General features: G+C 35.3%; 16 protein-coding genes. 7 read left to right on the top strand and 9 right to left on the bottom strand.

Annotated elements, in window-relative coordinates; all coding sequences use genetic code 11:
* Positions 1-78 precede the first annotated feature (78 nt).
* Both PEDSA_RS20300 and PEDSA_RS12580 read right to left on the bottom strand, forming a co-directional pair.
* The gene (locus PEDSA_RS20300) at positions 79-255 is read right to left on the bottom strand and encodes a DUF6496 domain-containing protein (RefSeq protein ID WP_013633534.1); all 177 of its coding nucleotides are present in this window, start codon (positions 253-255) and stop codon (positions 79-81) included.
* A gap of 53 nt (positions 256-308) precedes the next feature.
* Positions 309-752, bottom strand: a complete 444-nt coding sequence (locus PEDSA_RS12580; protein ID WP_013633533.1) for a hypothetical protein — start codon at positions 750-752, stop codon at positions 309-311.
* 129 nt (positions 753-881) lie between these two features.
* Here PEDSA_RS12580 and PEDSA_RS12575 point away from each other — a divergent pair, with 129 nt between their 5' ends.
* Positions 882-1,073: a hypothetical protein gene (locus PEDSA_RS12575; RefSeq protein ID WP_013633532.1), complete on the top strand. Its 192-nt coding sequence runs from the start codon at positions 882-884 to the stop codon at positions 1,071-1,073.
* Positions 1,074-1,129: 56 nt separating this feature from the next.
* Here PEDSA_RS12575 and PEDSA_RS12570 read toward each other — a convergent pair whose 3' ends face one another.
* Together PEDSA_RS12570 and gldB are read right to left on the bottom strand one after the other, a co-directional pair.
* Positions 1,130-1,885 (bottom strand): patatin-like phospholipase family protein, encoded by a 756-nt coding sequence (locus PEDSA_RS12570; RefSeq protein WP_013633531.1) that lies wholly within the window; start codon positions 1,883-1,885, stop codon positions 1,130-1,132.
* Positions 1,886-1,893: 8 nt separating this feature from the next.
* Complete coding sequence (gene gldB / locus PEDSA_RS12565) at positions 1,894-2,940, bottom strand: gliding motility lipoprotein GldB (protein ID WP_013633530.1); 1,047 nt, start codon at positions 2,938-2,940, stop codon at positions 1,894-1,896.
* A gap of 90 nt (positions 2,941-3,030) precedes the next feature.
* On the opposite strand from gldB, the gene PEDSA_RS12560 reads away from it, so the two are divergent.
* From PEDSA_RS12560 to PEDSA_RS12550, 3 genes are read left to right on the top strand one after another with little or no spacing between them, the layout of a single operon-like run.
* Complete coding sequence (locus PEDSA_RS12560) at positions 3,031-3,672, top strand: outer membrane beta-barrel protein (protein ID WP_148233531.1); 642 nt, start codon at positions 3,031-3,033, stop codon at positions 3,670-3,672.
* A gap of 36 nt (positions 3,673-3,708) precedes the next feature.
* The gene (locus PEDSA_RS12555; protein ID WP_013633528.1) at positions 3,709-5,349 is read left to right on the top strand and encodes an NAD+ synthase; all 1,641 of its coding nucleotides are present in this window, start codon (positions 3,709-3,711) and stop codon (positions 5,347-5,349) included.
* A 14-nt stretch (positions 5,350-5,363) separates the two neighbouring features.
* Positions 5,364-5,795 carry a nuclear transport factor 2 family protein gene (locus PEDSA_RS12550; RefSeq protein ID WP_013633527.1) on the top strand — a complete coding sequence of 144 codons (432 nt, stop codon included), beginning with the start codon at positions 5,364-5,366 and terminating at the stop codon, positions 5,793-5,795.
* A 56-nt stretch (positions 5,796-5,851) separates the two neighbouring features.
* On the opposite strand, the gene PEDSA_RS12545 is transcribed toward PEDSA_RS12550, so the two are convergent.
* The 5 genes from PEDSA_RS12545 to PEDSA_RS12525 all read right to left on the bottom strand — a co-directional run bounded on the left by PEDSA_RS12545 (position 5,852) and on the right by PEDSA_RS12525 (position 17,184).
* Positions 5,852-6,604 (bottom strand): Ig domain-containing protein, encoded by a 753-nt coding sequence (locus tag PEDSA_RS12545; RefSeq protein ID WP_013633526.1) that lies wholly within the window; start codon positions 6,602-6,604, stop codon positions 5,852-5,854.
* Positions 6,605-6,681: 77 nt separating this feature from the next.
* On the bottom strand, positions 6,682-10,779 hold the full coding sequence (locus tag PEDSA_RS12540; protein ID WP_013633525.1) for a hybrid sensor histidine kinase/response regulator transcription factor: 4,098 nt from the start codon (positions 10,777-10,779) through the stop codon (positions 6,682-6,684).
* A gap of 133 nt (positions 10,780-10,912) precedes the next feature.
* Positions 10,913-12,331, bottom strand: a complete 1,419-nt coding sequence (locus tag PEDSA_RS12535; RefSeq protein WP_013633524.1) for a sialate O-acetylesterase — start codon at positions 12,329-12,331, stop codon at positions 10,913-10,915.
* Positions 12,332-12,400: 69 nt separating this feature from the next.
* Complete coding sequence (locus PEDSA_RS12530; protein WP_013633523.1) at positions 12,401-13,579, bottom strand: glycoside hydrolase family 88 protein; 1,179 nt, start codon at positions 13,577-13,579, stop codon at positions 12,401-12,403.
* A 59-nt stretch (positions 13,580-13,638) separates the two neighbouring features.
* A complete protein-coding gene (locus tag PEDSA_RS12525) occupies positions 13,639-17,184 on the bottom strand; it encodes a T9SS type A sorting domain-containing protein (RefSeq protein WP_013633522.1) in 3,546 nt (1,181 codons plus the stop codon).
* A 423-nt stretch (positions 17,185-17,607) separates the two neighbouring features.
* Here PEDSA_RS12525 and PEDSA_RS12520 point away from each other — a divergent pair, with 423 nt between their 5' ends.
* From PEDSA_RS12520 to PEDSA_RS12510, 3 genes are all read left to right on the top strand, one after another.
* Positions 17,608-19,206 carry a hypothetical protein gene (locus PEDSA_RS12520; RefSeq protein ID WP_013633521.1) on the top strand — a complete coding sequence of 533 codons (1,599 nt, stop codon included), beginning with the start codon at positions 17,608-17,610 and terminating at the stop codon, positions 19,204-19,206.
* Positions 19,207-19,273: 67 nt separating this feature from the next.
* On the top strand, positions 19,274-22,399 hold the full coding sequence (locus tag PEDSA_RS12515) for a SusC/RagA family TonB-linked outer membrane protein (protein ID WP_013633520.1): 3,126 nt from the start codon (positions 19,274-19,276) through the stop codon (positions 22,397-22,399).
* Positions 22,400-22,425: 26 nt separating this feature from the next.
* A complete protein-coding gene (locus PEDSA_RS12510) occupies positions 22,426-24,147 on the top strand; it encodes a RagB/SusD family nutrient uptake outer membrane protein (RefSeq protein WP_148233530.1) in 1,722 nt (573 codons plus the stop codon).
* Positions 24,148-24,154: the final 7 nt, after the last annotated feature.

Raw genomic sequence — 24,154 nt, 5'->3', positions numbered from 1 at the left:
TATGATATCGCTTTTTTTGAGAGCTTATAAAGATAAAGTTTTAAAAAGAATTATTTACGATCTGTTTTCTTCTGAATGTTATTTTTTCTTTTTAGGAACTTTTAATCCTTTTTCCCGAGCTTCTGATATTCCGATCGCTACTGCTTGCTTTCTATCGGTTACTTTGTCTCCAGAGCTTGATTTTAACTTACCCTCTTTAAACTCTTTCATTACCCCTTCGATTTTATTCTGAGCCTTTTTCGAATACTTTGTCATAACTGTAGATGTTTATGTTACAAAATATAAAACAAACAAAAGCAGTTCCAAACTTATTTTTTTATAACTATAATGGAATTTTCAGGCTTATTGATGAAGGAATTGTTAACTGATAACTTTACTATTTCCAGGCCTCCGCAACAGTCGTCTTTTATATACCTTGTTTCTATCTTAATCGTATCTTCCAGATTACCATTCAAGCGCACTTCAATTTCGTCGGAACCTATAATTTGAAATGAAATATAATTTGTTCCTTTCTCTATTGTGTATGGAATTTCTTTTTTTAATCGTAAACTATAAAGTTGCAGCTGTATATCTCCTTTTTGTTTACTTTGCGAAATAAGGTAACTGGAATTGCCTTCTTCTTCAACAATACTTAATCTAAGTGTCTGTGAAACACTTCCACATTCCGTCAAACAAATAGCATTATTATCTTTCTCCTTACAGCTATTGAAAAGAAAGAGTGTAAATATTGAAAGTAAGATATAGTATCTCATGAATTAATAAATATTGTTATTTACTTCTTACGACTAAGTGATTAATATCGCTACAATTATAAAATAAAATGTGTTTTATTGAACAATAATTATATTTTTGCAATTGATTAAAATTAATCTTCGAAAATTATGAGCATGGTAAACGCAAACAATCCGTCACACTATAAAGTAATTGTTATCGGTTTATTTGTAACGCTATTTGGTGTGTATATTAAACAAATTATAGAACACTCAACAGTTATTGATTTATTAGGTTGGGTTTTAACTTTCGTTGGTGCCCTGATTTCTATTTCAGGCGTGTTTAAGATTTTGAAAGGATAAAATCCGAAAAACAATATAGATTAAGGCTTTGCTCGAAAGAGTGAAGCTTTTTTGTTTTAACTTAAGCCAGCCTCGGTTAGCTTTTTCAAAGCTTTTTCGTGTGCTATCCAATAAATTTCCTCAGCTCGGTTTATTTCGAATAAGCCCACATTTCCCAGGTTTTCAGGTTCTATCAAAAGGTCTACTTTTTTTATTTTTTCCTCAATATCATGATTAACAGATAATGTAGCTGTGCGTTCAAGGATATGCTTAATGCCCCTGATTCCTCCTATAGGAGACAGATGGTTGCAGGAAGAACCTATAATATAATCGCATTTAGAAAGCAGGGGTTCTACCGGAAAATTATTCAATACACCGCCGTCCACATAAAAATTATCGTCAATTACTATGGGTGTGAAAACGCCGGGGATACAGCAGGAAGCAAGAACTTTTTTAATCAGATTTTCACCGTGACTGAAATAAGCCAGCTTTCCGTTGTTGAAATTGGTAGCGGTAATAGTTAAAGGTATTTTTAATTGTTCGAAAGAATCGTGTGGCAGATATTCTCTAAATAATTTATATGAAGATTCCAGATTAAGTAACGCCGGTTTTCCAAATGCTAATTTTAAGAGTCTTAATAATCTTGTGTTTTGAAAAATCTTGAGTGCATCATACGGGTCTACCTGATTTGCGTATAAGGCACCAGCAATGGCTCCGGCACTTGTGCCAGTGATATGGGTAATTGCAATATTTTTCTCTTTTAGCGCTTTTAATACGCCTAAATGAGCAATTCCCCTGATACCCCCTCCACTTAGAACAAGTCCAATTTTCATATTAGATGCTACTTTTTATGTTCCGGTCTGTACCTCGACTGTTTTAAAATCTTTTGAAAATCATTCTCACTCATCAAATCCTGTAAAGAAACTTCAGGATTTTCCTTCATATATTTCTTTACAATTTGCCAACCTGTAAATACTCCTAACTTAGGTGCAGAGTCATTATGACTTCCCAGCCCTGGAGTAAAAGGTGCCTCTGAAAGATACTTTTGTGTTTTCAAGTAATCACTTTCATATAATAGATTTTCTTGGAGAAAATATGCCCAAATATCACTTTCAAATTGGTTTGCCCAGTCAATTTGCTGTTTACTATAACCTATTATCGTACTGTCCGCTAAATCTGGTTGAACTGCTTTCATAAAATACATTAGTTTTCCCTGAAAAATCATCTTATCCAATAGCTGGTGTAAATCCTGCTCGGGAAACATTTCTTCTCTGGTTATAACTTCCACAATTCTCGGAGCTATATTTTTAGGTGTAAATCTTCTGCTTATATACCTTGGTATGCTTTCTACCACAGCAGGATAAAATTTAGATTTCTCTCCTAAAAACATATCAAGCCCAACTCCGACATAATCTATGCCAATTGGGGTTTGGACTTGGAAGCCAGATATATATGTAATTATTTTTGGGAATTTTTGTTTGGGATAATAATATTTAATGTGTTTAAATGCATCAATAATATCAGGCTCAACCATTTTTAAACTTGGAAAAATGCTGTCTGTTTCGTGTTGAAGATCTTTGTAGGCACTTCCTGTAAGAATTTGTTTAACCAAAGTGTAATGGCTAGTATCATTAGTTTGGCCAAGATTCAGAATTTTACTAAAATAATCATGGTAAAAAGCTCCATATCTCTTCTCAAGAATAGGTAATTGGGTGGACAGGCTATCGGGATTTACTTTAGCCAGATCCTTGTCAAATCTTTCAATCGTTAAATCTATCTGTATATTACTGATATCTATCTTCTTTTCCTGATTACAGGATGATAAGCAAATTAAGCTTATCAGGAAAAAAAAACTAAATTTGACGCTGTTAACAAAAAAAGGGCTCATTCTAATTATTCTATTGCTATAACATTCGAATTTATGAAAATAGAAGAGCTTTGTCGAAAGATATTTTGATATTAAACAAACACTATGAACATGAAAAAGCTAATTACACTGATTTTTGTATTTTTTTTAGTTAATAATTTACAGGCTCAATACAGAGATGGAGCAGATTTTAAGCTTGGATTGACTGCGCATCCAACTATAGGCTGGATAAGATCTGATGTAAATTCTATAAATTCTGATGGAGTAAAATTAGGCTTTAGTTATGGTGTTCTAGGCGATTTCCTTTTTAGAGAAAGCTACGCTTTCAGTACTGCACTAAAACTCACAACAATTAATGGGAAAACAGAGAGCACCGAAGGAGCAACAACAAACAAACAAACCTATAAGTTACAGTATATAGAAATCCCGGCAAAGCTAAAGCTGTTGACTGGCGATGATAAAGAAGTACGTTTTTACGGAGAATTTGGATTAGGAAACGCTTTTAATGTAAGAGCCAAGGCTGATGTTAAATCAAACAATTCTGCAAATACAGCTGAAGGTTTGGATATCTACAAAAGAACAAGCTTTTACAGAGGTTCAATCATTATCGGTGGAGGGGCAGAAATTGCAACTTCAGGAAAGACAAGAATACTAGCTGGCTTGACATTTGATAATGGTTTTACAGATATCCAAAAAGGAGATGGAGCCCTGAAGAGTTCTTATTTAGGAATTAATTTGGGTGTATTCTTTTAATAAACACTTACTGGATCTTAATTAACACAATTAATCATGAAGATAGCATTAGCACAACTTAACTATTGCATAGGTGACTTTTCCTCTAATATCGACAAAATAATATCGGTGCTGAATGATGAAAAAGAGCGAGGGACAGATTTAGTCGTTTTTGCAGAGATGAGTGTGTGCGGTTATTTGCCTAACGATTTTTTGAATTACAATCAGTTCGTTATAAAATGTCAAGAGTCTATCGAACAAATAGCACAACATGCAGTGGGGATTGCCTGTATCGTAGGAGCTCCTGAAGTGAACCCGATATTAGAAGGTAAAGATCTGTATAATTCTGCTTTTTTCTTTGAAGAAGGAGCGGTTAAGCAGGTAGTGAGAAAAAGCCTGCTGCCAACTTATGATATTTTCGATGAATACCGTTATTTCGAATCGGCTGTAGATTTTAAATGTATTGAATTTAAGGGTTACAAAATAGCGGTAACTATTTGTGAAGATCTTTGGAATCTTGGAAATAATCCTCTTTACAAATCTTGTCCCATGGACGAATTGATTAAAGAAGAACCAGATTTTATGATCAATATCGCAGCATCCCCGTTCGATTACAAACATGAAGAGCAAAGATTAATGATATTGTCGCAAAATAGCAGGAAATATCAGCTGCCACTTTTATATGTTAATCAGGTAGGGGCAAATACCGATTTGATTTTTGACGGGGGGTCTTTAGTCTTCGATAAAGCGGGGGATATTGTTGCTGAGTTAGCTTACTTTAAAGAAGATGTACAGGTTTTCAATATAGAACAATTAAGAAGTTCTATAGTACTTGGAGAAAAATCAATCCAAAAAGAAAGAGTAGGCCAAGTGTATGAAGCTCTGGTTTTAGGGATAAGAGACTATTTTCATAAATCTGGTTTTAGAACAGCCACGCTTGGTTTATCGGGAGGAATTGATTCTGCCGTAGTTTGTGCTTTGGCAGTAGAGGCTTTAGGAGCAGAGAATGTATTTCCGGTGTTATTGCCTTCCAAATATTCTTCTGATCATTCTATAAAAGACGCTATTGATCTTGCCAATAATCTGGGATGCCAATACACAACTATACCCATAACGAAAATTACCGAATCATTTGAGGAAAGCCTTGCTGATGAATTCGCAGGCCTTCCACAGAACCTGGCAGAAGAAAATATCCAGGCCAGAACCAGAGGAGTTTTGTTAATGGCCTTTTCTAATAAATTCGGACACATACTTTTAAATACAAGTAACAAAAGCGAGTGCGCCGTAGGATACGGTACTTTGTACGGGGATATGTGTGGGGCGATATCTGTAATAGGCGATTGCTATAAAACCCAGGTATATAAATTGGCCGATTATATAAACAGGGAAAGAGAAATCATCCCTAAAAATACTATTACAAAAGCTCCTTCGGCAGAATTAAGACCAGATCAGAAAGACTCCGACTCTTTGCCCGAATACGATTTGCTAGATGAAATTCTTTTGGAGTATATAGAGATGCAGAAAAGTGCAGATGAAATTATTGAAGCAGGATTCGATAGTCCCGTTGTACACCGGGTTACCAATTTGGTGAATAAGGCGGAATTTAAGAGATTCCAAACTGCTCCAATTTTAAGAATTTCTCCAAAGTCTTTTGGAATTGGACGAAGAATGCCTATTGTTGCAAAGTATAAATTCTAAAACCGATTTTTATAATGAAAAAATTTATCACATTAATTGTTGTAGCACTTATGAGTACATCAAGTTTATTAGCACAAACAAAGTCAGAAAAGCAAGTTGAGCAGGCAGTGGAGACGATGCGTTTGGCTATGATTTCCGGAGATAGGAATGTACTTAACAATTTAGCTTCAGATAAATTAACGTATGGACATTCTAGTGGAAAAATCGAGTCTAAAACTGATTTTGTGGAAACCTTAGCCACAAAAAAATCAGATTTTAAATCGATTACTTTAAGTAACCAAACTATCGATGTTCAGGGAAAAACAGCAGTAGTTCGTCATGTATTGGATGCGGATACATTTGACGGTGGCAAACCAGGTAAAGTTCATTTAGGGATTGTATTGGTTTTTGCAAAAGACGGCTCTAATTGGAAGTTGTTGGCAAGACAGGCTTTCAAATTGCCTTAATAATATAAAAAAGGACACAGAGTATTAATATACTTGTGTCCTTTTTTAATAAAATATTATTCCTTAAAACCTTCCAGTTTCTGTATTCTCAGCACACTCTGAACGCCGGCATTCGGATACTTGGTTTTAAATTTCTCTGTCAAATCTTCTTTAAAACTAAGATAAACAGGTACAACAGGCGACTCTAGAATTGACTTACCCTTTACATTCATCTTATTCCTGTTATTTTCAATCACGAAAATATATTCATATTGTTTATTGCCATATGAAAGGTTTATAACCTTATTATCTGTGTTTAGCGAGATTTCTCCTATTATTTCCTCTCCTGTTATTCCAGTAGGAAATATATGTAAAATAGAAGGATCGGGGATATAACCTATTCCATATAGTGCATGAAGCGGAAGTGGGTTACTGGAATACAATGCAGTTTCAATTTCTTTTTTTAGGTCGAAGTCTGCAACTTCTATAACGTATTCATAGGACTTGATTTCGAGCAGATTAAAGCCTCTGCTAACATTTATTTGTATTATACCTTGTTTTTTTTTGTTTTGATCTGTAATTGTTATTTCAGTATATCCAACCTTATGGGCAGTAATCTTAATTTCCCCGTCTAATTTTTCAGCAGTAGCAATACTTTCATTGGAAGATATCAGATTAAAAGGTTCTTTAAGGACAGATGGTGAAATTGTAGTGTCGTTGCCTACAATAATTCCTAATTGAATAGTTTCAATGTTGGGTTGAGTATCATTTTTCTTACAGGAAGTAAAAAATGCAAACAAGAGAATAATTAAATACAGCTTTGGTCTCATAGTACTAAATCTAAAAGGTTTTATTGATTTTAATCTTTAGAACTATACGGGCAATGCAGTTTAAATGATACATTGTCTTAAACGGAACTATTCTTTTTATATTCGGATGGGGTTACTTTAAAAAATTCTTTAAAGCATTCCCTGAAGTATTTCAGATCGTTAAAGCCTACTTCATATGCTATTTGTGAAATGTTCATTTCTGTCTCTTCTAATAAAATACCTGCTTTCTTTAACCTTATCGTTCTAATGAAGGTAGATAGATTTTGCCCCGTAAGAGCCTTAATTTTTGTAAAGATTACAGTTCTGCTCATACCCATTTCAACTACAAAAATGCTGGCATTAAAAGATTCATTAGATATGTTTTTTTCTACAACTGTAATCGCTTTTTCCAGGAAGATCTCGTCTGGAGAAGTTACAGTAAGATTTTTTGGTTCTAGAATAGCATCTTTTTTGAACTTTCGAATTAATGCAGCTCTGGTTTCTAGTAGATTGGATACCCTTAGCTCGAGTATATTGGCATTAAATGGCTTGGTGATATATGCATCTGCACCTGTATAATAACCTTCTTCCTGATGTATAGTTGATGTTTTTGCTGTTAATAATATAACGGGAATATGACTTGTTAAAAGGTTGTTTTTGATGTTTTTACAAAGCTCAAATCCATCCATAGAAGGCATTTGGATATCACTGATAATTAAGTCTATGGGATTTTCTTTAGTTATTTCTAGAGCTGTTTTGCCATTGCTGGCAGTGAAGACTTTGTATCGTCTGTTAAATATTTTCTCAATAAATTGTTGTAAATCTATATTGTCTTCAACTATAAGCAGCGTTTGATTTTCAATTTGGTCAGTATATAGTTCTTCTGTGAGGGAGGACGTTTTAGCAGTAGTGTTTTCTTCTATAACGAAGAGTTGTTCATCTTGTAAAGAAGAAATAACTCTGGACATACGCTCGTTTTGCTCCAGATGATCTTTTCCCAATTTTAGGAATATATTAAAACTAGTGCCCGAGGTTTCGGAACTTTCGACGCTAATTTCTCCATGGTGTAATTCTACGAGTCTTTTACATAAAGAAAGTCCAATCCCATATCCTAAATCTTTTTTCTCGTTATCTAATTGATAGAATTGGTTAAAAATGAGTTCCAGTTCATTTTGAGGAATCACATCTCCGAAGTTGGTAATACTTATCTTAATAAAGTCTACTGTCCGAATGTTGACTTTTCTAGATATCAGAGATAGTTCCAAAATAATTTCGCTATTATCTGAACTAAATTTGAAGGCATTTGACAGTAGATTATAGAGTACTTTTTTTAGCTTGATATGATCGAACCAGACCATAATTTCGTTTCTGTTTACAAGAAGCTGATAATCTATATTCTTTTTTGCTGCAAGACTGTTGAACGAGCTTTTTACATCTTTGATAAAGGAAATTATATCAGATTCGGTAGCTTGTAACAAAAAATCTTCGGACTCACTTTTTCTGAAATCGAGTACCTGATTGATCAGTTGGAGAAGCATTTTTGCATTTTTCAACATTATATTATGTTGCTGCTGTATAACATCGTCTCCTTGTTTTTCATCGACCATCTTCTGCAGTGGAGCTATTATTAAAGTTAAAGGAGTTCTGAAATCATGTGATATATCAGTAAACAGACGAAGTTTAAGTTGACTGATTTGTTCTGATTTTTCTTTTTCCTTACGTTCTTTTATCCTTAGAAGAATAAGTCTTCTAATATAAAATACTATTCCGACAAGTACTCCTAAATAGCTCAAATAAGCCCACCACGTTTGCCAGGGGGCAGGTAATACCTTAATATGTAAAGTAGCTTCTTTACTGCTCCAAAGCCTGTCATTATTAGATCCTTTTACTCTGAAGGTGTAATTGCCGGCTTTAATATTGGTATACACTGCTTTTCGTTGCGAGCCTACATAGTTCCATTTTTTGTCGTTACCTTCCAGAATATATTCAAATTCATTTTTCTCCGGCTGTAAATAGCTCAAAGAAGTAAAATCAATACTGAAATTGTTTTGGTCGTATTTTAATATAATTTCCGGTGTCAGATAAGTAATTTTAGAATACGGAGCATTGTTGACTTCAATATTATTAATATCTACAGTTGGGACAAACGTATTTATCCTAATATCATTGGCATCGAAATATGTTAGTCCATTAGTCCCACCAAAAAATAACTCTTTATTTTTAGTCTTATAGAAAGACCCATAATTAAATTCATTTCCTTGCAGCCCATCGGCTTGGTTATAATTTTTGATAGTGTTGCTTTGCAGATTTATTCTACTGATACCGTTATTGGTGCTAGCCCAAACGTTTCCATTATTATCAGATAACATTCCATATATAATGTCATTTGGTAAACCATCTTTAATACCATAGATCTTTATTTTGTTGATTTTGGGCGTATAGATGTAAATTCCATATCCTTCTGTACCTATCCAGTAATTGTTTTTATTATCAATAAAAAGGCAGTTTACATAAACGTCAGGATCATCTTTTTTTATAGAACCCAATGTGATTTTAGTTCTCTTTTTTGTATTGATGTTGATCGTTTCGACTCCCTTGCTTCCGCCAACCAATAAGACATCAGGATTTTCTGTTTGGACAATACTCATAACTGTTCGAATGTCTTTGTCAATTCTATACAGTTCCTTCTTTTGGGTATCATATATGATCAACCCGGCGTTAAGTGTCCCAATCCAAATATTATTGTTTTGGTCTTCGCATAGTGTTAGTACTTTGTAGCTTTTTAGTGATGGATTTTGTCCTTTGTTAAAATCTATATTCTGGAACTTATATGGTTTTTGAGAGGTGTTTAAAAAATTCAATCCTCCATCATGTATACCTACCCATATGTTTTTATTCTTATCTATAATAACTGCTTTGACATTATTGGCGCTTAAACTATTGGGGTCGTTGGGGATGTTCTTATAATATGAAAATGTTTTGGTTTTTCTGTTGTATAAATTTAAGCCACCACCTTCGGTGCCAATCCATAAGTTCCCACTTGGGTCTTCGGCTATACCGCTAACAACTCTATAATTCAGTTTATTTTTTGTTGTGCCGAACAGAATATGTTTAAAAGCATCGTTGTCTCTATTATAATAATTAAGTCCATCTGCCCAGGTCCCGATCCACATATCACCTCTAGAATCTCTCGTAATGTTGTATATAGAGTTTTGACTTAAACTAGTGGGATTGTTGTCGTCATGTGTAACATGTTTTAGAGATGAATGATCTGCAGATAAAATATATAAACCAGCATAGCTACCAATCCATAGGTTGCCATTTAGATCTTCTGTAATGCTTCTGACTGCTGTAGTGATTGCTGTTCTGTTATCGAATTCGAAATCTACAAATTCTTGTAGATTTTGATCAAATATGGCAAGGCCTCTTTCGTTTCCTAGCCATAAAGTATTGTGGTGATCAAGATACAAGGTAGGTAAGCCATTAACATGTATACCAGATGTAACTTTTTTTGGATAGTTGAATCGCGTAAATTGTTTTGTTTGAATATTGTAACGATCAATATATAATGTGTTGCATATCCATACATGGTGACCTTTGGTACTAAGAATATATCTTGTGTTATTTTCGCTGGGGGAATTAACGTTGTTTTTTCTTTTTTGAATCCTTGTAATCGAATTATTTTCAGTATTTATTGCGCTAATGCCATTTTCTGTCGCTACCCATATGATGTTTTTTTCTACGTCTGCAATGGCCGAAATAATGTTACCTGTAATTGTTTTTTGGTTACTATCTGATTTATATCGGATGAAGTTGTCCTCCGAAGGATTGTATCTATTTAGTCCATTTTGTGTGCCTATCCATAAGTTGCCAGATTGATCTTGATGAATAGCATGTATGTTGTTATTGCTAAGGCTTTTTGGATTGTTTATGTCGTGTTTGTAGACTACGAATCTATGACCATCAAATCTATTCAGTCCATCACGTGTACCAAGCCATAAATAACCTTTTTTATCTTGTATTATCGCTATAACAGATCTTTGGGATAGTCCATTTACTGAAGTGAAATGTTGAAATTTAAGATCTTTAGGTATAGATAACGTTTGACTAAAAGATAATTGCGTTGCACAGGCGATTAATAGTATGCTGATAAACGGAAAAACTCTCATTATGAAATAGGCCTTAACTACTGTCATTATCAATAGCCCATATTGTTAAATAGAGCTATTGACAGTAATACAATTATAATGGTTTTACGGAATCTATCAATAATATGGCTGGATTTTTCTAAATTACTTTTGAATTGGTGATATGATTTATTAAGAAGTCTTAGTTATCCCAATTGTCGGTTCTAAAGGACGAAGCGGGTAATCCAAAAACGTTAAATATATTCCCTTCTACAAAGTTTTCCCACGCATAACGCACAGCGACTGGCTTTGCCACCTGTTGGCTCGAAACTTTTAATTTGCCCCTTTCTAACTCTGCCTTGGCAGGGTAGAAGATTTGGTCTTCACCCGCAATTGTAAAGTATTTGAGCTCTTTTCCAAAATTACTAATTCCGTTTGGAGCGTATTCAAAATCCAGTTCTATTTTACCATCAGTAACTTTCATGGATTTGTATATTGGGCCACTATAGGGAATGCCATTTATTCCATAAGTTTTTGCCAAAGCCCAATAGGACAGACGTTGCGCAACTTCTATTTTTTTTGCCGGGTGGATACATGTTTTTTCACCGATATCCAGCGTGACAGCCATTCCAGTGTTTTTAGTATTTTGTAAAGTACGTAACTGGGCTTCTCTAAGAAAGGCAGCATTAACCGAAGGATTATATTCGAAGGGGGCTATCTGAGTAAAGTAAAATGGCATGTTTTCGTTGCCCCATTCTTTTCTCCAGCTATTTATCATTGCCATAAAAAGCTTTTGGTATTGGGTAGCGTTATTTCTATTCGATTCTCCCTGATACCAAATCACCCCCTTAATGTTAAAAGGTGTTAAAGGGTTAATCATGGCATTAAATAATACAGATGGCGAATTGACCGTAATTTCGTCAGTATTTTTAATAGAAGAGAAATCAAAGTCACTTTCTTTAAGAGTTTTATTGTTTGTCCAGGCTTCTACTCGTGTTCCTCCAACACTGCTACAAATAATCCCTATAGGAACGTTTAATTTTTCTTGAAGTATTTTTCCGTACAGGTAAGCAACAGCGCTAAAATCCATGACGTTTAATGGAGTCGCTTCTTTCCACGTCCCTACTAGGTCAAAAAGAGGAGTTTTACTTGTATTGCGTTTTACGTGAAATAATCTTAAGTTGGTGTTTGTACTATTTGTAATTAATTCCTGAGCGTTTTGTATCGGCTGTCCGGCAAATCCTTTTAAGGGCATTTCCATATTGGATTGTCCGGAACATAACCAAACTTCGCCTAGTAAGATGTCTTCTAAGCTTATTTTTTCACTTCCCAGAATATTAAGAGTATAAGGGCCACCAGCTTTTGTTGTTTTTATAGATGTTCTCCATTCACCGTTTGCGTTCGTAGTAGTTATTGATTTTTGTCCCCAACTACTCGTAATGGTGATTTTTGTGTTCGGTTTGTCGTTGCCCCAAATAGATACTTCGGTATTTTGCTGAAGAACCATGTGGCTACCTAGCAAGGAAGATATTTTGGTTTGCGAGTAAGCTTTCTCAATCGGGGAAAATGAGAGGAAAACAGTAGATAGTGAAATGTATAGAATATTATTAAGCTTTTTCATGAAATTATAAAGATTTATAATACAATATGGGATAGTAAAGGTTACTACCCCATATTAACATAGACAGACTTATAGTTCTTGATTCTGCAGACGAGAAAGTGCTTCTATATAATAATAATCTGCATAGTTTAAAGGAACGTCTATTTCATTTCCATGCGGGATACTGCCTACACTGTGCATGAGTACAAAGTTCCCGTTTTGACCTTTTTGAGCTGTATAAGTATCTGTTGCCAGCGAATTTAAAATATGTTGTGCATTATTTATATAACGACCGTTGGTATATCCGCTTAATTCTATTAACGCAGAAGCCATAATAGCTGCTGCGGAAGCGTCTCTTGGTTCGTTAGGAATTTTAGGTGCATTATAATCCCAATAAGGAACTCCGTCTTTAGGGTAATTAGGATGATTTAGAATAAATCTGGCAATTTTCTCAGCAAAGTCAAGATATTTTTTGTCTTTGGTATATCTATAGCACATGGTATAACCATATAGTGCCCAGGATTGACCTCTTGCCCATGCGCTTTCGTCTGCATAGCCTTGAGCTGTTATACGATGGGCGATTTCGCCTGTTTCTGGATTATAGTCTACAACATGATAAGAGCTCCCGTCAGGTCTAAAATGATTCTTCATAGTTGTATTTGCATGTTGTATAGCGATCTTTTTGTATTTATCGTCTTTAGTTATTTTTGAAACTTCGAATAGCATTTCTAAGTTCATAAGATTGTCGATGATAACTGGAAATTTCCATCCTCTTTCAGCTTGCCAATTACCTACCACATCCCAACTTTGGAGACAACCTACATTTTTATTGAACCGAGTAATCAAAGCATTTGATGCATCTATTATCACTTGTCTGTATTGCTCCTCTCCGGTTATCTGGTAGGCTTTTCCATAAGAGTTATAAAATATAAATCCAAGATCGTGATCAGTTGTTAAATCTTTATGACTCTTGTAAAGTTCCTGGATAGAGATGGCTGCTTCTTTCCATTTTTCATCGTTTGTGAGCTGATATTGCATCCAGCAAGTACCTGGGAAAAAGCCTTCTGTCCAGTCATATGAAGGTTCTATCCAACGTACACTTCCATCAGGATTTATGCTTCTGGGGTTTTTTTTATTTTTCATTGATGCACTACGAAGCTCAGTGAGCTGTTGTTCACTTTTTTCTAATCGTAGCGAACTGTCTGTTTGTGATTTACAGCTAAAAAAGGCTAATGGAACTAATAAGATACTCGACTTGATAATATTCATTCTATTCTTTTTAATTATTTACTTTTATACACAGCAATTAGGTTCAAGAGAACCAGATTTTATTGTTTAATTATTTTTTTTGTGATTGTTGTATTGTCTTTGCCAATTATATGTATAGTATATATTCCTGGTTTAAGCGTATATAAGTCTATTTTTGAAGAACTCGAAATCTTGTTCTCTAATACACAAATACCTAAGGAATTAAAAAACTTGACAGTGTTGAATTTGCTATTTAAGTTTTCGATAAAAATATCAGTCATTGCCGGGTTCGGATAGACTATTATTTCTTTTGTCTGTTTTTCTAAATTAGCCTCCTGCTTGTTGCTCATTAGTGGACTTGTAGCAGTTGAAATAATTTTAAATACCAATTTGGTTATTCTAAAACTTCCAGAACCTCCAGTGTTAAAAACGGATGCCATATCGTAATTGGTAGATCCACCAGGTATACTTATATTAAGAGATTCTACATTCACCAATCCAGAGCCAGAGGAAAGGATAAAGTCTGCAGAAGAAGAGCTTCCACCGAATGATATTTTATTGGACGTGTTGTTTCTATTAACGATAGTTCCCGATCTTGAGCCTGAAACAAAGTTTACGCCTACTTTTACCAATTGAAGACTGGTTGTGGTGGGAAGTGTAGCAGCGTCAAATCCAAATCTAAAGCCTTCATTTAAATCTATTCCGTTGCTTTCTCCTCCTCTAATTCCTAACTCTCCATTTGCACTTCTATCTATTCCCCCAGGGGTTAACATTGCACCATAGTTGGTACCAGTAGTAGTATTTGTTGTGGCCATTCCGTACCACCGCAGGAAAAACTTCTTGGTTAAAATATCCGGGATATTGGTGTTTCCATAAACATTCCAGGCATAATCTGTTGCAATGCCACCAATACTAACATCTCCAGAATTGTCTACATGAAATTCCGAAGAATCGTAGTACAAAGAGTTTCCTTCCAGACCTGTATTAGGATTAGGTAGTTCTAGCAATATATAATTTATTGGTTCCGTGGAACTAGGAGGTACCTCTGGTCCATTTGATATTTTTACAGTAAATGTTACAATTTCGTTTGCGGGAATAGTAGCTGTGAAGCCTACCATTACGCTCCCTTCATTTTTTCTTTCGTAAGTTGCCGCAGGAAAATAACTAACAGGATCTGTAGATCTGTTTGTAGCTGTAGTAAATGTAACAGCGGAGTTATTTGAAATTATCTCTAAAATGGCTGTTTTTCCGCCTTTTGTTAGTTTTAACTTAGAAGGACTTATGCTTTCGATCAAGGCTGTTGTAGCCATATTCCAATATAGGTTTATAGCCTCATTTCCGTTATCTATATAGTCTTTAATCTCTAGTAAAGTATCGTTAACCAAGTATATGCTTCTATTGATAGCGTCAAGTTCGTTGTTAAGGCCTATTAAGCTTTTGAGATCGACCTTTGCCCCTCTTTTAGAAGACGTATCGTATATTTCTGTAATAGTAGCATTTCCATTTACCTTATGTTTTTGCCAAGAAGTTTCGCTTGTTTTTTTTATTGATATTGTATTGTGGCTAATATTGCTGATTCTGAATATGTTCCATCTGTTTGAAGTTTGGGAGAAGTCATTGTCGGCACCTGCAGGAGTAATATTGGCTTTGATAGCTTCGTAGTCTTCCTTTCCAAAATCTACCGTCCATCTTACACCTTGAGCATCATAAACAAATGAGCCTCCATCCATATGAGCATGGGAGTAATTTGGTGTTCCACCTTTAATTCCTATATAGTTTCCCGTGTTACCCTGCCAACTAGTTCTTACCAGAGCGACTGGATTTGTCCCATAGCCCTTCCATATCTTTTCTGTAGGTAGAGTGCTGGACCCAATACCGAGATCTTTACCATAGATTAAGGCAATCGGTAGAAACCTCACATCTTCGGAATAGTTGCTGGTATATCTCCCATTCTGCATGAGCTCTTTTTCTAATGTGAAAATAGAGAGGTCATTTAACTTCTTGGCCATCCATAATGAAGCAGGGAGAGGGGTTCTCTCTTCTGTACAGTCGCTATAGTTAAAATAAAGAGAAGATGTTCCGGTAATATACTGCATATATTTTGCAGACTCCAGGAATCCAGGTGTAAAAGTCAATCGTTTGAAGCCCTCGTGATTTTGACCGAATATTCCTTCAAGAGCGGATAGCAGAAGAACCTCGTAGGTGGTTCCATATGACCAGTACATCGGCCCTTCCTGGTAGTTCCCACTGGCATAGGTATCCATAGAGTTTGGGTTTTTAACCAAAATATTGTTCAATATATATTTTGCTTCAGTATCCATTTGTGAAGTGCCATCTCCTAGTATTGCCATAGCGCCATATGCAAGTCCTCCAATACATACCTGATTCCAATTAGATGTAAAATCCCAGAAGGGTTTTGTTTTTTGTGTCAAGAAGGCATAATTAAGGATCTTCTCTCGAGCTTTTTGTTTGGTAGCTGCGGGTAAATTGTTGTATAACCAGTCGTATCCAATTGAAACAGCGAAACACATTTCTGCAACGTCTAATGAATAAGTGACCCAATCTGGGAAATTACAAACTGTATTAATTACTTGTTCTGCTTTTGTAGCATAGGCAGAATTTGCGGTCATTCTATAGGCATAGGATAAGAAAAAGATTTGTTTGATAGCAGATCTGGCTGTTTCTAACATTCTGCCGTTGACTGGATTGTATACCAAAGGAGCCTCTGATAGAAATGCATTTGCTTGTGACATAATATATGTGTGTATTGTATTAAACTCCGGAGATTGTGCTATTAAAGTATTTATGCTAGCCTCTTGCCCTTGTTTTAATAAAAGTCTTGGATGCGGTATAGCTGTTATAGAAGCTGGATTGAATATGTTAGTAAGAACCTTTAATTCTACTGTTGTAATCCTAAATCCGCTAGCTACCGATGAATTATTAAATATTGAAACTAATGAATTATTAATTTGTCCTCCAAGTACGTATAGGTTGAAATCCGAAACATCAATTGTTCCTGAACCGCTGCTGAGTTGGTGTGTAATGCCAGGAGATTCGGCATTTCCAAAAATAATTCTTTTGGAAGGGTTTAATCTACTGACGATGATGCCGGTTTCGTTTGTTGCGTTTAAATCAGCTACTGATATTTTAGTGATTTGAATTGCAGCAGTAGTGTTGATATTGCTTAAATCTAATCCGAAATATAAACCTTCGTTGGGATCAATACCATTACTTATTCCTCCCCGTATCCCTATTGGGCCGGTAGAGGCTCGGTCTATACCGCCAGCAGTAATCATTTTGCCAAAGTCATTGCCTTCTGTCGTTTTTACGGCCGACATGCCTCCAAAAGTTATTGAAAAGGTTTTTCCCAATGCTCCGGAAGGAGTGATGGTGGATGCAGATACACCCCAGTCATCAGAAGTGTTACTGTTATAATAAGACACAGCGCCGGCAGAGCTTATTTGTAAGATGGACGAATCGGTGTATTTATCGTCACCCTCTGTTCCTCCAGGTAAGGCGACCAGGGTAATGGCATTTTGAGCGTGGCTAAAGGTAGTTAAGCAAATTAATAAACTACCTGCAAGTGTTAATCGTTTTTTTTTGAAATAATTGATAATTGTTTTCATTTATGCTAGGTTAATTGGTATAGTGATTTTGTGAGCTTTAACGTCTAGAAGAAAATAGGTGCAATACCTTTATGTATAAAGCTGATAGTTTACGAGTCTTCATGGTTAAAAAATCAAAGTGTTTAGGTTGCCAATGTAGAATATTTAAGATTTTTATAAAGGGGGTAGATTGACCGAATAGAAGGTGTAAAATGATATAGCGAATTTGCTCGAATGGACGTGTTTTGGAGAGTTTAGTAGTATGTTTAAAATTTGTGATACCTGTTTAAAAAGTAAAAATACCCCCTAATTAAGACGATTCACCCCCTTGTGGGAGCCTGTTGTTTTTTGATATTTGTGTATGCACAGCCATGCAAACCATAGTAAACACTATTAAATTGAGTAGAAACTAACCAGTTTCCCAAATTATTAAACGATTAAATTATGAGAAGTAAAAAATTACTTTTATTGCTGTTTTGTTATCTTTCGTTATCTGCATGTAAAGATTCGTTAACGGATGTGTCTAGAACCCCCAAACCGTCAGACCTTAAATATGTGGCAATAGGAGGGGCTCGAGAGGGGAAATCAATTGTTACTGCAGCTCCTACTGTTCAAACAGGAGGTTTGTTGCCCAAGTTTGAGCTTGTTAGTATAGCAAAAGAAGATGGTTCATTATTGGATGATTCCTTTTTGAGTTTTGTAACTATAGGTTCCCCAGTAAATGTTTCGTTACCTGTAAAACCTAATACTGGTATAGTCGATGAGAACGGAAATCCAGTGAATTCAATGGATTTAGTGAATTCTGCATCAAATGGAGTTATTTCAATTGCTACAGGTCATAACTTCTCTGTCGGTGATTATTATTTTAATATAAAAGTAACTACCGAGAAAGAAGGGATAGAATATTCAACTGTATTTGATAAAGCTTTTCACCTTAATGTTGGGCCGTTATTACCAACGAATCTGATTTATTCTCCTAAAAATCAGAACCTTGTTTATGGGGTGTCTGGGGCAAGAACATCAGCTCCGATGATGCCAAATGCAAACCCAGATGTTCATTTTGAGTTGGGAAGTTATACAGATAAATTAATTGTAGATAGGGCTACAGGTGAAATATCAATTGCTCCGGGATATGTTTATTCTAAATATGATACCTTAAGTCCTATAATTAAAGTGGTGAGCAATATCAGTAATGAAGTTGTGGCCTTTCAAAATAAGCTTACCGTCATCATTACGAATAAAGCAGAGCCAATGCCAATAGAAACTATTTATTTGTTCTACCCGACGTTAAATGTTACTACAGCTCTGCCTACTGGAGGAGATGGTTACTCGGTGCAGACGGATAATAAAGGACTAGCTACCAGAATATGGGGAATTAGAGCTAATTCTTCCGGTTCTGCTTTTGTAAAGCCCGCCGAAAGGCCAGCCACAAATACAGGGCAAACTATTTTAGAAACTCAAACTCATAGTGGTACGAACGAGACAGAACCAACAAACGCATGGATGGTTACTACTACACAAGATTTAACCGCATTTCAATATGGTTACAAGTTGTCATTTAATTATTATTATATGCCAGCATTCCAGACTTATATGGCCGATGGGCGTACTCCAACAGATTTGGAGGTTTATATTTCCAAAGACTATACAGGGGGAGATATTCAGGATGCAAATGGGAATTGGCTAAATGGCACATGGACAAAAGTTAATGCCAGTATCAAATGCCAAAGAGCAGAGGGGGTAAGTGGGAGTAATTCTTCTGGAGCTCCGTGGGGTCCAGAGTTTGTGGGTACTCCATATCCTGGAGATCAAACTGGTATTGATCCTGAAGGTCGAAAAAAACCTGGTACAACTTTTTATGGTAAGTGGGTGAAATGCTCTTATGAGATTTCTTCTAATCAGATCTCTTCTAATTTTACTGTTGCATTTAAAGTAGCGTCTTATTTTCAGGGAAAATTAACCAACACAGCGGCTGCTCCGGGCAGAGGAGGGATTTATTTCCTTTCTGATTTTAACTATAAAGCTGTAGAACCAACAAAGTAGTTATATAAAAAAGGCTTCCCTTATTAAGAATTATTGAAAGAATGATAGATTTTAAAAATCTGATAAAATGATGAAACTAACTAAATTATTATTTTTCCTGCTTTTTGTCTCCGTGTTTTCTGCGGTAGCCCAACAAACCGTTAAAGGGATTGTGAAAGATGAAGCGGGAATACCTATTCCTGGAGCAAATGTGGCTATAAAAGGTACAAATAAAGGGATTTTAACAAGTTCTGAAGGAAGTTATACGCTGAATAATGTTAAATCTACCGATATACTTGTATTCTCGTATTTGGGTTTTAAAACAGTTGAAAGAATTGTTGTTAACCAGCAAACAATTAATATCACACTTCAAAGCGACGATGTTAAATTGGGAGAGGTGGTTGTTGTTGGTTACGATGTAGTAAAGAAAAGTGATTTGACGGGAGCCGTTTCCGTTATAGATCCAAAAGAATTAAATGCCACAGCAACAGCCAACTTCGATCAGGCTTTAGCCGGAAGAGTTGCCGGAGTAGAAGTTACTTCAAGTGATGGAACACCAGGGAAATCTTTAAATATTGTAATTAGAGGAGGAAATTCTATTACAGGAGACAATTCTCCTTTGTACGTAGTGGACGGAGTACCGTTAGAAGATTTCGATCCGTCCAGTATCAATACCAGAGATATAAAAAGTTTTGACATTCTAAAGGATGCTTCAGCGACAGCTATATATGGTTCTAGAGGAGCCAACGGGGTAGTCGTTATTACTACTCAGAGCGGACGTAATGATGGAAAAACAGATATTAACTTTGGTACCTATTCATGGATTCAAACTATTCCAAATACTTTAAATGTAATGAGCCCTTATGAATATGTAAAGTATCAGGAATCAATAGCCTATGCCAACGATAGTTATGTGCCGGGTACTAATGTGAGTACTTTTTACAATGCCTGGGGAAATACAGAGAGTTATAAAAATGAAAAAGGTACAAATTGGCAAGATGAAATTTTTCAGACCTCACATGTCAACAACCATACTTTGTCTCTTAGAGCGGGAAATAAAAAAACTACACTGTTTTACAGTGGAAACTACTTGAACCAGGAAGGTACTCTAATAACTACCAATTTCAGAAAAATCAATAATAGATTGAAATTTACTCATAAGATAGTAGATAACTTTGAAGTAAATGGTCAGGTAGAATATAGTTATATCAATACTGATGGTATGGATATTTCCGGAAATACAAGAAATAGTGTGATTAGAGATGCTATTTCTTTTAGACCAATAAATCCGGTTAATTGGACTGCGGAAGATGAGGCTGGTGTTGAAGCCACGGATCCATATCTTTATGACCCAGTTAAAACGCTTAGAAATACTTTAAGAAGTCGTGTTGATGATGTTTTATCTGGAACTTTGGGTTTCAATTACAGATTTCTAAAGAAATTTGATTTGAATGTTAATACTAATTACAGAACTTCTATTTCTGAAAATACACTTTTTTTTAAACAAGAAACACAAGAAGCATCCAGAACAAATAGGGGGATAAACGGCACCATAACAGATAGAAGAAATAATACCCTATCTAGTTCAAATACATTACGTTTTAAAGATATAAAGGATAAACATTCTTATGGGGCGCTTATTGGTTTCGAAGTACAAAAAAGAACTTATACTTTCTCTGAGCTAAAAAACACCAATTTACCAACAGATCAATTTGGTATTAATAATTTGGGTATTGCTACAACAGCTACTATTGCTACTACGCTATTGTCGGAAAACACACTGCTGTCTTTCTTTGGTAGAGTCAATTATACTTATAATGATCGCTATCTGGCAACAGTAAACTTTAGAACAGACGGTTCCTCTAAATTTAGAAAGGAAAACAGATGGGGATATTTTCCGTCATTTTCTTTAGCCTGGAGGTTATCCGAAGAAGACTTTTTGAAATCTTTGAATGCATTGACAGATTTGAAATTAAGGGCAGGTTGGGGCGTTACAGGAAATAATAGAATAGGTGATTTTGATGCCTATAATTTATTTACCGTAAATTCTTCGAGTGGATATATTCTTGGAGCAAATCAAACATTTTCTCCAGGAGCTTATCAAAGTAATATGGCTGTGCCCAACTTACGTTGGGAGACTACAGCGCAAACAAATGTAGGCTTAGACGCTGAACTATCTAAAAGATTTAACCTGACAGTAGATTATTATAGAAAAAATACCAAAGATTTATTGCTGAACGCCGATATGGCCTTGAGTACAGGGTTTGACAAAGTACAACAAAATGTTGGGGAAGTTTCTAACAGAGGAGCTGAATTTACCTTTAGCTCACGTAATATTGTAAAAAGAGATTTTAATTGGTCTACAAATCTGAATATATCCTTTAACAAGACAAAGACAATTAAGTTAAATGAAGGACAGGAACAGATATTAACAGACCCTCAATGGGATTTAGGTTTTATGCAAACCGAATATCAATACATTACAAAAGTAGGACAACCTGTTGGTATGATGTACGGATTAGTATTTGACGGTCTATATCAGGTTGATGATTTCGTTTTAAATGGCGGGACTTACCAGCTAAAAAATGGAGAGCCTTCTTACCGAACAGTAATGAAACCAGGTATGGTTAAGTTCAAAGATCTAAACAACGATGGCGTTATAGACCAGAATGATAGAACTATTATAGGAAATCCTTATCCAAAGCATATAGGTGGTTTATTTAACAGTTTTAGGTATAAAGCTTTTGATTTTCAGTTCCTGTTGCAGTGGGCTTATGACTTTGATATATTGAATGGTAATAAATCACAATATGGAAGTATATATATGCAGGGAAGAAATGGGTTGAAGTCGTTAAATAATATATGGACACCTTATAATACTGAAACTGAAATTGGAGGAATGAGATATGATGGTATTAACTTGATTACCCCTTATGGTTATAAGTTAGATTCAAGGCATATTGATGATGGTTCTTATTTGAAATTGAAAACGGCTGCTTTAGGCTATAACTTGCCTCAAAGTTTGCTAAAGAAAATCAAAATAAAGAAATGCAGAGTTTCGCTCTCAGCGCAGAACCTGTATACCTGGACAAATTATGAAGGATACGATCCGGATGTGTCTGTAGGTAGATATGGGGCACTAACACCTAGATTGGATTATTCTGCATATCCGCAAAGTTTAACTATATCTGGAGGTTTGGAACTAACATTTTAGTGATGATTTTTTATAATTTGATTACAATGAAAAAATACAAAATATATCTATCGGCTTTAATTATTGTATTGGTTACTTTAGTTAGCTGTAATAAATTTTTAGAAGTAAATCCGAAGTCAAACTGGAAAGACGATACTTTTTATTCTACAAAAGAAGAGGCAACATTAGCATTGTCAGGAATTTATAGTCAACTGGCAAAAGAGGAGTTATATGGCTATAAGTTTAACGTAACATTGGAGGCAGGAACAGATGAAACGTATACCAATGATCCCTCTCCAAATTGGAATGCCGCTAAATATGCACTTACTTCCTCCTCTGACGAAGTTAAAGGTGTTTGGCTAAAGTTTTATTCCTGTATACAGTTGGTTAATCAGTTTGAGAAGAATTTAAAGCCGGATATGTTTTCTACAGAAGAATATAACAGGCTTTTGGCTAAGGCGTTGTTTATTCGCGGATTTAGTTATTTTACCTTAGCGAACTGGTTTGGCCCGGTTCCTTTAAGATTGACACCAAGTACATCTCAAAAAGATAATATCCTGGCTCCATCTCCTGTTTTTGAGGTATACAAGCAGGCCGAAAAAGATTATTTATTTGCTGCGGAACATCTAGATCATGCGAAAGCCTCAACTTACAATCCTGGGGAACCAAATAAAATGGCTGCACATGGCTTACTGGCTAGACTTTATTTGAAAATGGGAGGATATCAACCTTATTTGGCTGATAATGATGCGAATTGTTATTTCGAAAACCCACAACAGTATTTTGATAAAGCGAAAGAGCAATGTGAAATTATTATAAATGATGGCTGGCACACTATTGTACCTTATTCTACAGATAAAGACAGTTATAGAAATCACTTTTTGAATTATCTTAAGGATAAATATGATTTAAAAGAGTCGCTTTTCGAGATTTCATTTGGAAATCTGTATGCATCCGGCATTAACGTGAGTGGCAGGTTGGGTAATATAAATGGGGTCGAGTTTGTAGGGACCGCCAATATACCAAGAGGTTTTGCGAATTTTAATGTTGCGCTCCCTGTATATGAAATTTATGCAGCAGAAGATGTAAGAAGAAATTGGAGTATTGCAGGTTATAGAAATAAATATAATTCTACAACCCAATTATTTACCATGACTTATATTTTTGATAACCCATTACATTTTGAATATGGGATAGGTAAATTCAGAAGATGGGAACCGACAAATATTACGGAATTGAAATCTAAAGGTACGACGGGAATGGTAAATGCAATTTATACCATTTTAAATAGTACAACAGGATCAGATGTAGACCCCAATTTTACAAGTATTAATTTTCCAATTTTAAGATATTCTGATGTATTGCTAATGCATGCAGAAGCAATTATAGGCGGAAGATACGGAACCGCAGACGGTACTGCGGCAGTTGCAAGTTTAAATAAAGTAAGAGAACGAGCAGGGTTGACCCCTTATTCAGGAAGTTTGGCACATAATGACTTTTTTAAAGAACTTGTTGACGAGCGATTAAGAGAATTGTGTTTTGAAGGGCTGAGAAAGCAGGATTTGATAAGATGGAATATGCTGGAAGAGAAGTTGATCGAAACCAATGCGGCTATTACCGGACATTCTAGTTTCATTTCGACAGATCAATATCATCAAACTTACCTTGAGCCGGGAAAGAACTTCGATAAATCAAAACATTTACTCTTGCCTTATCCATTGCAAGAAACGTTAATAAATACAAGTCTTAAGCAAAGGCTTGGATGGTAATCAAAAT

It is taken from the genome of Pseudopedobacter saltans DSM 12145, from assembly GCF_000190735.1.
GTDB classification, from domain to species: Bacteria; Bacteroidota; Bacteroidia; order Sphingobacteriales; family Sphingobacteriaceae; genus Pseudopedobacter; species Pseudopedobacter saltans.
Note: the sequence above shows the minus strand (reverse complement) of the source record. Positions and strands in the feature narration are given on the sequence as shown.

What these genes read in the sequence shown, in the direction of transcription:
- PEDSA_RS20300 (WP_013633534.1), bottom strand. Translation starts at nt 255, where the DNA reads ATGACAAAGTATTCGAAAAAGGCTCAGAATAAAATCGAAGGGGTAATG.
- PEDSA_RS12580 (WP_013633533.1), bottom strand. Translation starts at nt 752, where the DNA reads ATGAGATACTATATCTTACTTTCAATATTTACACTCTTTCTTTTCAAT.
- PEDSA_RS12575 (WP_013633532.1), top strand. Translation starts at nt 882, where the DNA reads ATGAGCATGGTAAACGCAAACAATCCGTCACACTATAAAGTAATTGTT.
- PEDSA_RS12570 (WP_013633531.1), bottom strand. Translation starts at nt 1,885, where the DNA reads ATGAAAATTGGACTTGTTCTAAGTGGAGGGGGTATCAGGGGAATTGCT.
- gldB (WP_013633530.1), bottom strand. Translation starts at nt 2,940, where the DNA reads ATGAGCCCTTTTTTTGTTAACAGCGTCAAATTTAGTTTTTTTTTCCTG.
- PEDSA_RS12560 (WP_148233531.1), top strand. Translation starts at nt 3,031, where the DNA reads ATGAAAAAGCTAATTACACTGATTTTTGTATTTTTTTTAGTTAATAAT.
- PEDSA_RS12555 (WP_013633528.1), top strand. Translation starts at nt 3,709, where the DNA reads ATGAAGATAGCATTAGCACAACTTAACTATTGCATAGGTGACTTTTCC.
- PEDSA_RS12550 (WP_013633527.1), top strand. Translation starts at nt 5,364, where the DNA reads ATGAAAAAATTTATCACATTAATTGTTGTAGCACTTATGAGTACATCA.
- PEDSA_RS12545 (WP_013633526.1), bottom strand. Translation starts at nt 6,604, where the DNA reads ATGAGACCAAAGCTGTATTTAATTATTCTCTTGTTTGCATTTTTTACT.
- PEDSA_RS12540 (WP_013633525.1), bottom strand. Translation starts at nt 10,779, where the DNA reads ATGACAGTAGTTAAGGCCTATTTCATAATGAGAGTTTTTCCGTTTATC.
- PEDSA_RS12535 (WP_013633524.1), bottom strand. Translation starts at nt 12,331, where the DNA reads ATGAAAAAGCTTAATAATATTCTATACATTTCACTATCTACTGTTTTC.
- PEDSA_RS12530 (WP_013633523.1), bottom strand. Translation starts at nt 13,579, where the DNA reads ATGAATATTATCAAGTCGAGTATCTTATTAGTTCCATTAGCCTTTTTT.
- PEDSA_RS12525 (WP_013633522.1), bottom strand. Translation starts at nt 17,184, where the DNA reads ATGAAAACAATTATCAATTATTTCAAAAAAAAACGATTAACACTTGCA.
- PEDSA_RS12520 (WP_013633521.1), top strand. Translation starts at nt 17,608, where the DNA reads ATGAGAAGTAAAAAATTACTTTTATTGCTGTTTTGTTATCTTTCGTTA.
- PEDSA_RS12515 (WP_013633520.1), top strand. Translation starts at nt 19,274, where the DNA reads ATGATGAAACTAACTAAATTATTATTTTTCCTGCTTTTTGTCTCCGTG.
- PEDSA_RS12510 (WP_148233530.1), top strand. Translation starts at nt 22,426, where the DNA reads ATGAAAAAATACAAAATATATCTATCGGCTTTAATTATTGTATTGGTT.